The 14572-nt window shown below is 72.1% G+C and carries 9 protein-coding genes; 4 read left to right on the forward strand and 5 right to left on the reverse strand.

Annotated features, from left to right (window positions below):
- Positions 1-28: 28 nt before the first annotated feature.
- The 3 genes from WMF19_RS26420 to WMF19_RS26430 form a co-directional block, all read right to left on the reverse strand.
- The gene (locus tag WMF19_RS26420; RefSeq protein ID WP_437892898.1) at positions 29-1768 is read right to left on the reverse strand and encodes a DUF1592 domain-containing protein; all 1740 of its coding nucleotides are present in this window, start codon (positions 1766-1768) and stop codon (positions 29-31) included.
- A 740-nt stretch (positions 1769-2508) separates the two neighbouring features.
- Entirely contained in the window at positions 2509-3624 is a 1116-nt protein-coding gene (locus WMF19_RS26425) for a serine/threonine-protein kinase (RefSeq protein WP_437892899.1), read from the reverse strand.
- A 44-nt stretch (positions 3625-3668) separates the two neighbouring features.
- Positions 3669-6419: a protein kinase domain-containing protein gene (locus tag WMF19_RS26430; protein ID WP_437892900.1), complete on the reverse strand. Its 2751-nt coding sequence runs from the start codon at positions 6417-6419 to the stop codon at positions 3669-3671.
- A gap of 211 nt (positions 6420-6630) precedes the next feature.
- On the opposite strand from WMF19_RS26430, the gene WMF19_RS26435 reads away from it, so the two are divergent.
- On the forward strand, positions 6631-8130 hold the full coding sequence (locus WMF19_RS26435; protein ID WP_437892901.1) for a serine/threonine-protein kinase: 1500 nt from the start codon (positions 6631-6633) through the stop codon (positions 8128-8130).
- Between the two features lie 333 nt (positions 8131-8463).
- The gene (locus tag WMF19_RS26440) at positions 8464-8946 is read left to right on the forward strand and encodes a hypothetical protein (protein WP_272093527.1); all 483 of its coding nucleotides are present in this window, start codon (positions 8464-8466) and stop codon (positions 8944-8946) included.
- A 30-nt stretch (positions 8947-8976) separates the two neighbouring features.
- Here WMF19_RS26440 and WMF19_RS26445 read toward each other — a convergent pair whose 3' ends face one another.
- Positions 8977-10140 (reverse strand): hypothetical protein, encoded by a 1164-nt coding sequence (locus tag WMF19_RS26445; protein ID WP_437892902.1) that lies wholly within the window; start codon positions 10138-10140, stop codon positions 8977-8979.
- 235 nt (positions 10141-10375) lie between these two features.
- Between WMF19_RS26445 and WMF19_RS26450 the strand changes: the two genes are divergently transcribed.
- Both WMF19_RS26450 and WMF19_RS26455 read left to right on the forward strand, forming a co-directional pair.
- Entirely contained in the window at positions 10376-10858 is a 483-nt protein-coding gene (locus tag WMF19_RS26450; protein WP_437892903.1) for a peroxiredoxin, read from the forward strand.
- 115 nt (positions 10859-10973) lie between these two features.
- Entirely contained in the window at positions 10974-12980 is a 2007-nt protein-coding gene (locus WMF19_RS26455) for a DUF4139 domain-containing protein (RefSeq protein WP_437892904.1), read from the forward strand.
- An 88-nt stretch (positions 12981-13068) separates the two neighbouring features.
- On the opposite strand, the gene WMF19_RS26460 is transcribed toward WMF19_RS26455, so the two are convergent.
- Positions 13069-14310 (reverse strand): alpha/beta hydrolase family protein, encoded by a 1242-nt coding sequence (locus tag WMF19_RS26460; RefSeq protein ID WP_437901782.1) that lies wholly within the window; start codon positions 14308-14310, stop codon positions 13069-13071.
- Positions 14311-14572 lie beyond the last annotated feature (262 nt).

Here is a 14572-nt window from a genome sequence, read left to right on the forward strand (position 1 = left end):
CGGCTCATACGAAAGTTCGACATAACCCTCACTCCTCCTGAGCAGCCATGTAGTGGAAAGCGTCCGTCTGCGTGAGCTCGATCAGGAGCTGCTTCACATTGTATCCGGACGCCTTGAAGGCGTCCGTGACAGCCTTCTTGGTGCAAGCGTCCCCGGCGCGGAGCGTGAGACCATAGCCGTACTCGGCCCAGTGCGTCGCGAAGCAGTTCTGCACCGCATCGGTCTGGGCGAGCCCCTGCACCAGCTCGATCGGCCCGTTCACCTTGATGTCCGTGCCCGGGACTCCGCCGCTCGCGTCGATCGGGACGTCGTTCTCCGTCGTGCGGTACAGCCCGACCGCGTCGTAGTTCTCGAGCGCGAACCCGACCGGATCCAGGTACTGGTGGCAGGTAGCGCAGACCGGGTCCTTGCTGTGCTGGCTGAAGCGCTCCCGCGCCGTCTTGCCGGTGTACGGCTCCGGCGGCTTCACCCTCGCCAGGATGTCGCCGGTGGGGAGCGGGATCTTCTGGCACATCAGCTTGTCGAGCACGAAGCCGCCGCGAACCACGGGGTTCGTGTTGTTCGAGTGCGTCGTCCCGGCCATCATCCCGGCCTGGGTGAGGAGCCCGAGGCGCTGGGTCGTGTCGAGCTGCACCTGCTGGAACTCGTCGCCCGTCACGCCGGAGACGCCGTAGAACGCCGCGAGAGGTCCATTCATGAACGTGTACGGGGCCGTCAAGATGGACGCCCAGGTGCCGTTCTCCTCGAAGATCTCGTGCGCGAGGAATCGCTGCGTCTCTTCGTGCAGGAGCGAGCCGATCGTCCGCGAGAACGTCGGGAACGTCTCCGCGTTTCGCTCGAGATCCGCGAGGCTGCTGATGGGGAGCAGGTTGTCGAAGAAGTACCGGACGGTGACCCGGGACCGAGGATCCTCGAGCATGCGCTCGGCATGACGGCGCACGCCTTCCTTGGTCGAGAGCTCACCCGCTTGCGCCGCGATGCGCAGATCCTCGTCGGGCATCGTGCCCCAGAGCAGGTACGATAGGCGCGTCGCCATCTCGTCGCCCGTGGGCCGGCGGAGCTCGGGGCGCTGCGGGTCGGGCGTGCCGAACTCGATGCGGTAGAGGAAATCCGGCGATTGGAGCAGCCCCTCGATCACCGTCGCGACGCCGGCGTCGAACGTGGCGTCCGTCCGGCCGGCGGTGTACAGCGCGAGGAGCTCGTTCGCCTCGCCGTCGGCGAGCGGCCTCCGGTAAGCGAGCGGCGCGAGTCGCTCGATGATCGAGCGCGCGCACGCCTCCTCGTCCTCCGCCCTCACGTTGCTCGCGCAAGGGTGGAGCTTCGCGAGCGCCTCCGGGGTGCCGGTCGCGCGCTTGGCGATGCCCTCCGCGACGGTGCCCAGCTGCTCGGCGAGCAGGCTCGAGACCGACAGCACGTCCGCGTCATTTCCAAAGCCGTTCCCGACCTCCTCGCTCGGCAGTGAATAGGCCGGGTCGGTCGTGTCGCCCAGGAGGTCGCGGACGGTCTTGTTGTACTCGAAGCGCGTCAACCGCCGCAGCGGCGCTCGCCCGGGGTACACCGCGCCGTCCTCGCAAGCGGCCGGGTCCGTCGGGCCCGTGCCCGTGCCCGTCGAGGTGGACGGCGGGTCGTTCTGTGTCGGTGTGGAATCCTCGGAGCGAAACCCGCCCAGGTCTCCCGTGCAGCCGCTGGCCACGATCAACGCGATCGAGACAGCTGACCGAGAGCCCAGGAGAGGACGCGCCTTCTCATGATCTGAGGGCCTAACCATGGTTCTCTCTCCTCGCCCGCTGTGGGCACGCTAAAGTGGAGCGCAGGCGGGATCTGGTGTTCACCCTCGCCCGTGTCGCGACAGCTCGTGGCCAGTTCGGCCTGAAGATATTTCTGCTACCTGCCGAAAAATCCATCAACCACTCCATGGCGGGGCGCGGCTGGCCATCCTGTCGGGATGGTAAGGAAACGACTCACAACGCAGGCATCAGCGACGACGATGACAAGATGGTTGTGGCCTGCGGTGGCACGATCATCGAGGTAGCTACGCTCACGCGGACCACCCCCTGCGCACCTATGCTACCGGTGAGCAGCATCCATGATTTTTCACGACAATCGTGGAACAACCGCGGTCTGTCGCGTTCTCCGGTGGTCCACTCCTGGCGAAACGCCGATCGCCATCGTGCGACAGTCATCTGCGCAACGACCGAACGCAATTGGCACCAGGATCGACCCGATACCCGACCACGAAGCTCGCAATGCGCATGGCGACCCACCCGGAGCAAAGCGAAAGGATTCCTCTGCAATGTGAACGCTCACATACCGGATGTCAACGCCTATCGACCGTCTTGCGCGCGTCCGTCGACCCGAGGGAGGACAAGGCCGGCGGAGCTCCTCCGGAGCGCCGCGTCAACACGAGCAGGCGCGGAACCACGGTCGTGCAGCTGAACGAGATTATGGTGTTGAGCGCATACCGACGCTCCGGGCTTCCCCGCGGACGCCGGAACCGCAGCGGCGCGCTCAGCCGCGCGAGGGCCGCCGCTGTTCCAGGAGCCCGCCCGATTCCCCCTCGCCCACGGACGCCGCCGCGCGCATCGACTGCAAGGCGGCGATGATCTCCTTCGTGACCCGCGGCCCGCCCGGGGCGTAGGACGGCGCGAGCGGCTTCAGCGGCACCGGGAGCACCTCGGCGACCCGCGCGCCGATGGCGTCGCGCGACGGCGCGTGCCCCTCCTCCTCGGCCGCGGCCCGGAGCGCCCGCGCGAAATCGGCCGCCGTGGGCCAGCGCGCGTCGCGATCGCGCTCGATCGCCCGCGCGACGGCGGCCGTGACGGCCTGGCTCACGCCCTCGCGCTCGCTCGAGAGCGGCGGCACCTCGCGCTCCAGGACGGCGTGGAGGGTCGAGACCATGTTGCTGCCGGCGAACAGCCGCCTGCCCGCCAGCACCTCCCACGCCACGACCCCGAGCGAGAACACGTCCGAGCGCCGATCCAGCGGCCGCGCATTCGCCTGCTCCGGCGAGAAATAGCTCAGCTTCCCCTTCACCATCCCGGTCTTCGTCCGCGTCGTGCGGCGCAGGGCATACGCGAGCCCGAGATCGCAGATGGACGCCCGGCCGTCGACCCCGACAAGGACGTTGGATGGCGAGATGTCCCGGTGGATCACCTGGAGCAGCTCCCCCGAGCTGTCGCGCGCCTCGTGCGCCGCGTGGAGCCCCTCGGCGGCCTGCGCGATGAGCTCGATCGCGTCGCCGACCCCGAGCGCCTCGGGAGCCCGGGTGAGGTGCTTGAGGGTGACCCCCACGACGAGCTCCATGACGATGTACGGCGCCCCGTCGTCGAGACCGTAATCGAGGACGGGCACGAAATGGGGGCTCGCGACGCGCGACGCGATGCCCGCCTCGTCGAAGAGCATGCACGAATAGCTCGACTCGTACCGCAGATCGGCCCGGATCCGCTTCACCGCCACGAGCGACTCGCGCTCCAGACCCGCGCAGCCCGCACCCGCCGCGCCGCCCGCGTCCCCTCGGCCTGCAGCGCAGGCGCGACGCGCGATGAAGACCTCGGCCATGCCGCCCTTGGCCAGCTGCAACAGCAGCTCGTAGGGACCGACGGTGCCCAGATCAGACGAATCCATGCTCACTGCTCTGGGCGGCGGGTTATCACGTCAATGTAACTTCATCAACCTTGGCCCCCTTGCGCTTCGTTCCGTTCACGCTCTGATTTGCGCTCCGGGGGGCGCCCTTGTCCGGCTCCGCCTCCGCCTCCGCTGCCTTCGCGCGCGCGGTCCTGCGCGGGGCCGCGGGCGACGAGGCCCTCGCCGTCCGTGGGGGCGTCGCCGCCCCGCTCGGCGTGCTCGGCCAGCACCCGCTCGTCGGTCTCGCCCACCGAGCGCAGCCAGCGCGCCGCAGCCCGGTGGCCGGCGGCGCGATCGCCGTCCGTGAGCATCCCGTAGGCGGCGTCGCGCACCAATGCGTGGCGGAACGTGAGCTCGTCGTGCCCCGGGTAGCGCGACACGCCGCGCCGGGCGACGAGCTCCTCCGAGAGCAGGCTCTTGAGCCAGCGGTCGAGCGACTCGGCCGAGGTGCCGGCGCCGAGCAGCTGCCGCACGCCCTCGGGCCAGAAGCTGCCGCCGAACAGGCTCGCCGCCCGCAGCGTGCGCCGCGCCTCGGCCGGCAGCGCCTCGATGCGCGCGTGCATCAGGGCCACGACCGTGGGCGGCATGTCGCTCCGGCCCTCGGCGCGCGCGCGCATGAGCTCCTCGAGGAAGAAGGGATGGCCGTCCGCGTGCTCGACGAGCCGCGCCACCTCGGGCAGCGCGAGCTCCTCGCCGAACACGCTGCGGACGAGCCGCTCGGCCGCCCGCTGGCTGAGCGCGCCGAGCTTGATGTGCTGCACCCCGCGCGAGCCCCAGAGGCCGGGGAACGTCTCCATCACGCTGTGGCGCGCGAAGCCGAGCACGAGGAGCGGGCGATCCGAGAGCACCTGGAGCGCCTCGTCCAGCAGCGAGACCGAGGCGTGATCGCTCCAGTGCATGTCCTCGAGCACCACCACGACCGGCCCCTCGCCGCAGCGCGCCGCGAGCCATTCGAGCACGGCGCGGCGGGCCTGCTCGCTCACGGCGACAGCGTCCCCGCGGGCGGCGCGCAGCTCCACGTCGGGGTCGTCGAACGGCGTGCCCGCGATCTCGCCGAGGTACCAGGCGACGCGCGGGGCGTCGTCGGCTGGCGCGGGCAGGGCCCGCGCGACGTGCTCGCGGATCTTGACGCGGCGCGCCTCGAGCGCCTCGCCGGGCAGGCAGCCGGCGGCCGCGAGGACGATCTCGCCCAGCATGCCGAACGGCGCGCCCGCGCCGAGGGGGTCGCCCCGCGCCACGTATACCGACGCGCGCGCGTCGCGCTCGCGCACGGCGCGGACGAGCTCGCAGCGCAGGCGCGTCTTGCCGATGCCCGCCTCGCCGAGGACCAGCGCGGCGCGCGCCACGGGCTCGTCGGCGCTCTGCTCGAAGAGGCCGCGCAGCGTCGCGAGCTCGCGGTCGCGCCCGACGAACGAGGTGACGCGGCCGAAGAGCGTGCGCTCGGGCTCGGTGCCGTCGCGCTCGCCCTTCAGCAGGAACGAGGGGCCGTCGCCGGTCACCTCGAAGCGCGGCGCCGCGAGCCCGGCCGTGACCTCGTCGATGCGCACGTCGCCCTCGGCCTCACGGAGGCGGGCGACCGCGCGGTCGATCACGTCGCCCGCGGGCAGGCGCTCGCCCACCTGCGCGCGGCCCGTGGCGAGCGCGACAGGGCGCCCGGGCAGGCGCGCCTTCAGCGCGAGCGCGCACTGCGCGGCGCGCGCCGCGAGGTCGAAGGCGGCCATCGTGCCGGCGCCGCCGCGGCCGGAGAACACCTCGTCGGTCTGCGAGGACAGGAGCACCATGCGCGTGCCGCCCGGGAGCCGCACGCGCTCGCCGCCGAACGCCTCGGCGAGGTCCGCGACGATCCGCTCGACGCCGCGATCGCTCGCCGGCTCCGGGTCCGCGGCGCCCAGATCGACGAGGACGACGCTGACGAGCCGCCGCTCGTCGTCGGTGACCGACGCCGGCGCGCCGTCCGCGCCCACGCTGGACGCGCGCGCGAGCAGGGCGCGCGCCTCCGCGAGGGCGGCGGCCGCCGCGCGGCCGTCCGCGGGGCGCGCCGCCGGGTCCTTCGCCAGGAGGCGCGCGACGAGCTCGTCGAGGAAGGGCGGCACGTCCGGGCGCCGCTCGACGAGGCGCGGCGCCTCCTCGAGGAGGATGCGGCACACCTCGGCGAGCGGGTCGTCGGCCGCGAAGGGGCGCTGGCCGGCGAGACACTCGAAGAGCACGACGCCGAGCCCGAAGACGTCGGCGCGCGCGTCGACCTCGGCGTCGCCGCGGGCCTGCTCGGGCGCCACGTAGCCGAGCGACCCGACGAGCGAGCTGGCCTCCGTGACGAGCGAGGTCGACGCCGCCGCCCGGGCGACGCCGAAGTCGAGCAGGACGACGCCGTCGACCCTGCCTTCGCGCAGGAGCACGTTGCTCGGCTTGAGATCGCGGTGCGTGATCCCGATGGCGTGGATCGCGGCGAGCGCCTCCGCGATCTGGTGCGCGACGAGCAGCGCGTCGGCCACGGGGAGCGCCCCCTCCTCCAGGCGCGCGTCGAGCGTGACGCCCTCGAGCCACTCCATCGCGAGCCACAGGGCGCCGTCGTCGCCCGTGCCGTGCGCGATGTGCTGCACGATGAGCGGGTGCTGCACGGCCTCGAGCATGCGCGCCTCGCGCCGGAAGCGGGCGGCGAGCTCCGGGGGCGCGACCTTGAGCGCGACGGGGCGCCCGGTCAGCTGGTCGATCGCCCGGTAGACCGTGCCCATCCCGCCGGCGCCGGCAAGGCGGTGCACCTCGAACCGGCCTGCGACCAGCGTGCCCTCGCGCATGGTGCCAGCTTATCCGAGACCTCCCGTCAGGTGCGCGGCGCGAGCGCTCGGTGGTGACGGTCCGGGGTGTTTGTTGTACGCTGTGCGCGCCGACACGCTCCGACACGCGCCAACACGCGCCAACACGCGCCAACACCCAGAGCGCCGCGCCGCCCGCACAGGACGCCTCCCCAGGGTCGTCGGCCCGGCCGATTCGAAGAGGGACCCCCCGATGAACCCCGGACAGCAGGTGACGAGCACGCTCAGGCTGGCGCGCGAGCTCGGGAAGGGGGCGATGGGGAGCGTGTGGGTGGCCGATCACCTCGCGCTCGGGACGCAGGTGGCGGTGAAGTTCATGGCGCCGGCCTACGCGGACCAGACCGGCTTCGTGGAGCGCTTCCGGCGGGAGGCGATGGCGGCCGCGCAGATCAAGAGCCCGCACGTCGCGCAGGTCTTCGACCACGGCGTCACGACGGACGGGGTGCCGTTCATCGTGATGGAGCTGCTCGAGGGTGAGGACCTCAAGAGCCGCATGCAGCGGCTTGGCGCGCTGCCGCCCGTCGAGGTCACGACGATCGTGTCGCAGACGGCCAAGGCGCTCGGCCGGGCGCACCAGGTCGGGATCGTCCACCGCGACATCAAGCCGGACAACATCTTCCTGCTCGACGTCGAGGGCGAGCTGTTCGTGAAGGTGCTCGACTTCGGGGTGGCCAAGCGGGTCCACGGCGAGCTCGGCATGACGTCGACCGGGAGCGTGCTGGGCACGCCGCTCTACATGAGCCCCGAGCAGCTGCTCAGCGCGAAGCACGTCGACTTCCGCGCGGATCTCTGGGGGCTCGCGGTGGTCGCCTACCACGCGCTCACCGAGCAGGTCCCGTTCCGGGGCGAGACGCTGGGCGCGCTTTCGGTGGTGCTGCACACCGGGATCTTCACGCCGCCGAGCGAGGTGAGGCCGGAGCTCTCTCCGGCGATCGACGCCTGGATGAAGAAGGCGCTGGCGCACGATCCCGCGGCGCGCTTCGCGTCGGCGCGGCAGATGGCGGAGGCGCTGGAGCGCGCGGTCCTCGGGATCGGGCGCACGGCGTTCACGACCGAGCCCTCGTCCGCGGGGGAGCGCTCCCACCACGGCAGCGCGTCGCAGCCGGTGCTGTTCGGGGAGCCGACGCCGCTGCCGCCGGCGCCGGGCGCGCGGCTCTCGACGACCGGCACGCCGCCGTCGTCGGCGCCGGGCGCGCGGCTCTCGACGGACGGCGCGCCGGGGCGGACGCTCGCCGGCATGGCGACCTCGGGGACGGACGGGGCCCGGAGGTGGGCGCCGGCCATCCTGGCGGCCGCGCTCGCGTTCGGAGCGCTCGTGGCGGCGGTCGTCTTCCTGGCAACGAGACGGTCGCCCACGGCCGAGGTGACCCCCTCGTCGGAGGCTCCGGCCCGACAGGCCGCGCCCGTCCCGGCGCAGCCGGTGGTGCCGGCGCCAGCGAGCGCCGCCGCGCCGGTGCCGGCAGAGCCCGCGAGCGCGACGCCCGCGGCCGAGACGGCGCAGCCGGCGGCCACGGCGGCGACCGCGCAGCCGGCAGGCGCTGTCCGGACCGGCGCAGCGGGGAGGCCGGGCGCGACGGCGGCGCCGCGCGGCACCTCGGAGGGGCGCGGCCGCGCCACGCCGCGGGAGGCGTCGACGGGCCGCACGACGGGGACGAAGCCGCCCGCGCAGGTCGAGGACACGATCGGCTTCTGACGCGGCCTCCGGCCCCGTCCTGCTCCGGCCGCCCCGGGCGCCCGTGGACACGGCCTTCGGACGACCTGGTCAGACGGAGCCCCCGAAATGGGGCGCTCGCGCCGATCGACTGCAAAATATGGAATCAACCGCGCTGGCACGGGCGAGGTCGACATCGGAAGGTGAGGCCCGGGGGGCGCACTGCGACATCCCGCCTCACTCCTCCAGCGGAAGGGGCACAGAAATCGGCGCAAACGCACCGAGGCGCGAGAATTTCGGATTGGCACAGAGCGTGCGGTATCCGTCGCCGGGGCCCTGAGCGAGGACGCGCTCGACGCGAAGGAGGTCTCTTTCATGGAGAAGCTGGTAATTGGCCTGGTGCAGACGCACGACGAGGCGGAAGCCGCGGCGGAACGCATCATCGACTGCGGCTACACCCGACAGGAGGTCAGCCTGCTGATGACCGACGCGACACGCCACAGGTGCTTCCGGAGCCCGGACGGAGCGCCGTCGTCACAGACGTTCGGCGCGGCGGTCGCGATGAGCGTCGTGGTCCCCGACCTCGGGTTCGTTGTCGCCGGCCCGCTGGCCGCGGTCGTGGCCAGCGCGGTCGGCGCCGGGATCACGGGCGGCCTGCGCGAGATCCTCATGACCGCGGGCGTCCCGAGGCACTGGGCGGAACGCTACGAAGCCGGCGTCCGGCAGGGCGGGATCCTCGTGAGCGTGTTCGCCCGCAGCGAGCGAGACGTCGGCCTGCTCCATCTGGTCCTGGACGACAACGGCCTCTACGCGATCCGGCACGCCGCCGAACGCGAGGCGTACGATATCTTTTGCTGATCGCGCCAGCAGGGCGAGCGGCGCTCGGGCTCAGCCTCCCAGCGACCTGAGCCGCGCGCGCAGCATCAGGGCCCCGATGAGGTCCTCCTCCGCGTCGCTCCGGCGCGACCAGCCGAGCGACAGGTAGCGCAGGAGCTCGCCGAACGTCGGTCCGGCCGGCGCCGCGCTCGTGCCGCCGCGGACGACCCAGAGCTGCTCGCCGTCGGCCCCCAGCGCGACGATCGCGCGGTGGGGCGCCGCCGCGCCGCCGCCGAGCGCCGAGCCCGAGAGCCGCGCGATCGGGTAGAGCTGCCGCGCCGCCGCCGCCTCCCAGCCCGGCTCGCGCTCGTGGCCGAGGAGCTCGTCCTCGCGCAGGAAGCGCAGCGTGCCCTCGATGGCGCCGATCGCGAGCTCCCGGTAGAGGTCCTCTGGATCCGCCGGATCGGCCCAGTCGTACGCGCGCACGAACGCCGCATACGTCGCCGGCGGGGCGACGCCGCGGACGGGCGGCGACGACGCGGGCGCGCCGCGGCCGCTGTCGCGCCGGAGCACCCGGTTGAGCCGCGCCACCTCGTCGGCGATCGACCCCGGCCCCGGCTCGACGAGGCGCACGGCGACGCGGCGCTCGGGCGCGAACAGGGCCCCCATGAGCGCGCCCAGCACCGGGGCGCCCAGCTCGGCCGCAAGGAACGTCGAGCCGCGGTGCGGCCGGATCGCCCGGTCGGTGGCATCGCGCTCTTCGGCCGCCGTCGCGCCCTCGGGCAGGTCGACGTCGAGCTCGACGACATCGCTCCGGTCGGGCGCCTCCACGCCCGCCTCGAGGCCCTCCTCCCCTTCCCTCACGAAATGGCGGACGAACCCGCTCGCCTCGAAGCGCCAGCCGTCGTCGTGGACGACGTCCTCCGAGAACACGAGCGCAAAGAGCGTCGCGCCGGGGTGGCCGAGCTCGGCGGCCGCGTCGAGCACGGCGACGGGAGGAGAGAGCTCGTCCTCGAAGAGCTCGGAGAGGTGGTCGAGCTCGTCGTCCCCGCCGCCGGCCGCCTCGCCGCTCGAGTAAAATGCCGCCGAGTACCCGGGCACGCCGGGGAGCGGCGCGATGAACAGGCGCGGCGAGGCGACGCCCCAGCCACCGAGCGCCACGGCAAAGCCCTGGGACAGCGCGCGGTCCGGGATCTCGGCGGGTCGAAAGATCAACGCAGCGAACGTGGTGGCCATGGGGCGCTCATCGTAACCCGATCGCCGGCCCGCGGCCGGCGTCCGACGCGCGCGGCGCGCCTTCATAACCGCTTACTCAAGTTCTCCCTGGTCCGGCGCGCGGGCGCCGCCACGGCAGGAAATCGCGAAGGAACCCGCCGAGAGCCCGGCTCGCCGCGCCCCCGTCCGACGGAGAGCCGCCGCGCTCCGCCGGGCGCCTTGGACGCGGCGCGGCGCATCGGGTAGAGGACACACCATGCTCGGTAAATCCACCCTGTCCGTCGGTGAGACCGCCCCTGATTTCAGCCTGCAATCGCAGAAGCAGGAGTCGGTGAAGCTCTCCGACTTCCGTGGCAAGAAGACCGTTGTCCTCTTCTTCTATCCCAAGGACGACACCCCGGGGTGCACCGCGGAGTCGTGCGCGTTCCGCGACCATTACGATGCGTTCGCGGAGGCCGGCGCCGAGGTCATCGGCGTGAGCGCCGACTCGGCGGGGTCTCACAAGCAATTCGCCGACAAATACCGCCTGCCCATGACGCTGCTCAGCGACCCTGGCGGAGAGACCGCCGCGCGCTACGGCGTCAAGTCGCTCTTTGGCCTCCTCCCGGGCCGCGTGACGTTCGTCATCGATCGCGACGGCATCGTTCGACATGCCTTCTCCTCCCAGCTCCGCGCGACCCGCCACGTCGACGAGGCGCTCGCGGTCGTGAAGCAGCTCGAGGCCTCGGGGCGCGGCTGACGCGCGGCGCCGCGCCCGATCTCCCGGCCAGCCACCGTCGTTGACGCCCTCCGGAGGGGCGTTATGGACACCCCCGGGGCGGGGCCACAGCACGCCTCCGCAGGGGGAGGCGACGATGAACCATGGATTGAGGACCACGGCGACGCTGAGGGCCGCCGCGATGGATCCGGCCCGATCCGGGGCCGTGTCGGACACGCTGCTGCTCCGCCGGGTGGTGCTCTCGACGGGCGGAGTCGGATATTTCGAGTACGAGGCGCGGGTGCGCGGCGACGCCGAGCTCCGGCTCGAGGTGCGGCTCGATCAGGTCGACGACGTATTGAAGAGCATCGTCGTCTACGACCTTCACGGGGTGACGCGGAATATCACGCTTCCCGGGAGAGAGCCGCTGCGCGACCTGTTCCGCGAGCTCCCGTTCGACGAGGGCGCGCTCGAGTCCGCGCCCGCCCTGCTGAACGCCCTGCGCGGCGCCGAGGTGCGGACGCGGGGCCTGCAAGGCGCCGTCGCCGGGCGGATCCTCGCGGTCACCACGGCGCAGGCGGCGCTGCCGCACGGCGGATCGGAGGAGCGGCACCGGCTCGCGCTGATGTCGGAGGGCGCGCTGAAGCAGGTCGTCCTGGAGGAGCTCGAGAGCGTGGAGCTCGTCGAGGAGCGGCTGCGCCAGCAGGTCGGCGCGGCGCTGGTCGGGCTCTCGAGCGGGCGGGAGCGCAACCGCCGCGAGCTCGTCGTGCGGACGTCCGGCGAGGGCGAGCGGGTGGTCCGGGTGGCCTACGTCATCGAGGTGCCGCTCTGGAAGACCACGTATCGGCTCACGGTGCCCGAGGACGCGCAGACGAAGACAGCGGCGCTGACCGGGTGGGCCGTCGTCGAGAACCAGAGCGGCGGCGACTGGCAGAACGTGGACTTCACCCTGGTGTCGGGCGACCCGGTGACGTTCCGCCAGGCGCTCTACGAGATCTACTACGTGGCTCGCCCGGAGGTGCCGGTCGACGTCGCCGAGCGGGTGCTGCCGCTGCTCGACAGGGGCGCCGCCGAGCTCGCGGCCAGGGCTGCGCCGCGCATGGGTTACCGCGCCGGCGGCGCCGATGGGGCCCCCGCGCCCGCCGTGGGGACCGCCGCGCCCATCGCGAAGGTGGAGCCGGAGGCCGAGGAGGCGGCGACGCAGGTCGTGTTCCGCTTCCCGGCGCCGCTCACGATCGCAAGCGGGCAGACGGCGCTCCTCCCGATCGTCCAGCGCGATATCCCCGCAGAGCGGCTGTGGCTCTATCAGCCGGAGGCGAGCGCGCGCAGCCCGCTCGCCTCGGTCCGCCTGAGGAACGACGAAGACACGACGCTCCCGGCCGGAGCGATGACGGTCTACGAGCGCTCGAGCCGGGGGGTCGTCACCTATGTCGGCGACGCGCGCCTCGCGCCGCTGCCGCCGGGCGAATCGCGGCTCGTGAGCTTCGCCGTGGACCGGAAGGTGCGGATCGACCGCGAGGAGCGCGGCGAGGAGGTGTTCTCGCGCGCCAAGATCCAGGGCGGCGTGCTCGAGATCGTCAGGACCGCCCGCAAGGTGACGGTCTACACGATCGTGGGCGCGGCGCGCGAGCCGCGCGTCGTGCTCATCGAGCACCCGCGCATCGCCGGCTGGGACCTCGCCGAGCCCAGGGAAGGCGTCGAGACGACCAGCGACCGCTACCGGATCCGGCGCGAGGTCGCCGCGGGCGAGACGGCGCGCGTGGCCGTGTCGCTGGAGCAGCCCATCTCGCACGCGGTCGCGCTCACGAGCCTCTCGAGCGAGCAGATCGAGGTCTACCTGTCGTCGCGCGAGATCCCCGAGGCGCTGCGCGCGGCGCTCGCGCGGCTCGCGGAGCTCAGGGCCGCGGTCGCCGAGAGGCAGCGGGCGCTCTCGGTCCTCGAGTCCGAGCTCGCGGCGCTGCGCGTGGAGCAGGAGCGCGTGCGCAACAACCTCAAGGCCGTGCCCGCGGGGAACGCGCTCCACGAGCGCTACCTCAAGACGCTGGGCGAGCAGGAAGACCGGATCGCGGCCGTGTCGGCGAAGCTCCCGGGCGCGCGCGAGGCGGTGGCCAGCGCCGAGCGGGCGCTCGCCGAGTATGTGCGCGGGCTATCGCTCACGACGTAGCGAAAAGCGCAGGCCGCGCGGGTCCGGGACTCTCCTGCGCGGCCTCCGCTCCCCTCCTGACGACCCTGAGCCGGGCGAGCGCGCCCGATCAAGGCGGCGGGCCGAGGAGCTCCTCGAAGTCGCTCATCATCGTGCGAAAGTAGCTCTCCGCAGGCGAGTAATGGTCCCCTGCGTACGTGCGCAGCACGACGTCGGCGTCGGCCGCCAGCAGCGCGGTGTAGGTATCCACGCTGTTGTAGTACGGCACGATATCGTCCTGCTCTCCGGAGTGCAGGAACACCTTGCCGCGGGGCGTCCAGCCTTCATGAAGATCCTGGCGCTCCGCGACCATTGCGAGGAAATCGCCCTCCACCCCCTCGGCGAACCCGTCGAGGAACCCCCGTTGATACACCTCCGTGGGCCGCTGCGACGGGACGGAGAGCGCGTCGAGCGCGCCTGCGACCGGATAGCGCCAGATCTCCTCCGCGGGGATGTTCAGCCCGGAGAGCGTGTTGGCGCTATAAACGGCCCAGTTGTAGATGGCGAGAGAGTCGAGCTCGCCCTCGGCGGTCATGATCTCGCGGTAGAACCGGCTCATGTGGTACGGGCCCGCGAAGGGAGCGCTGGCCGTCACCGCCAGGCGGTCGCTGTGCTCCTCCGTGATGAGCTTGTGGGTCGCGAGCGTAGCGCCGCCGCCCTCGGACCAGCCGGCGAGGAACAGCCGGTCATTCAGCGTCACGTCGAGCTGTTCGGCGAGCGTCTGAGCCGCCAGGATCATGTCCACCGAGACGGCAGCCAGCTCCGGATGATACGCATAGGTGTGCTCCAGATCGCTCGTGATATTGTAGCCTGCATAGTCGGGAGCCGAGACGAAGTAACCATGAGACGCCGGAACCGCGACGAGGAAGCGGGTCTCCAGCTGATTGGCGTCGTCCTTCGGTCCTGAGCCATCGTAGAGCGACGGAGCGTCGAGGCTGCCCTCGCCGTCCGACGACGGAAACGGCAGCATCGTGCCGTGGTGGTACTGGTAGTGCGAGAGGGGCCCCGCCGCTCTGGGCACCATCACGAGGCCGGAGAGCACCTCCGGGGTGCCCTTGTAGACCGACGAGTAATAGACACGATAGACGTCCACATCGTATCGCACGAGCTCGGCGAGCTCGTACTCCGGCACGTTGGCCGCGATCTGCTCCCCGGTGAGGGTGGCTGCCTTCTCATGGCGCAACAGGTCGCCACGCTCCGAGGGCTCGAGCTTCGGCACACCGCCGCCCACGACATCATCAGGAGCCGTGGGAGCGCAGGCAGCGAGCAGAGACACGGAGAGGACCGCTGCGAGGCGTTCAGCGCAGGTCACGTTGCTCCTCCTGAATATCGGCGTGTGCCCGAGCGGCGCGCCTCGCTTGCCGTCTGAACCAGCTTGGCGACCCAACGACCGCAGCGAGCTTATCACGGACCGTTGAGCAGCACCAGCGAGATGGAGGTCCCCGGGCGCCATCCTGAGCGCGTTCGTTGAGGGGCGAGAAACGAAGCCCCTCGGATAACCTGGTCGGTTAGCTTCTCTGCTGCTGCTCGTGAGCGTGGCGTGCCGGTCTCGGCCGCGAGCCGCCGCATCACTC

The sequence above is a fragment of the Sorangium sp. So ce124 genome, from assembly GCF_051525235.1.
Lineage (GTDB): Bacteria > Myxococcota_A > Polyangia > Polyangiales > Polyangiaceae > Sorangium > Sorangium atrum.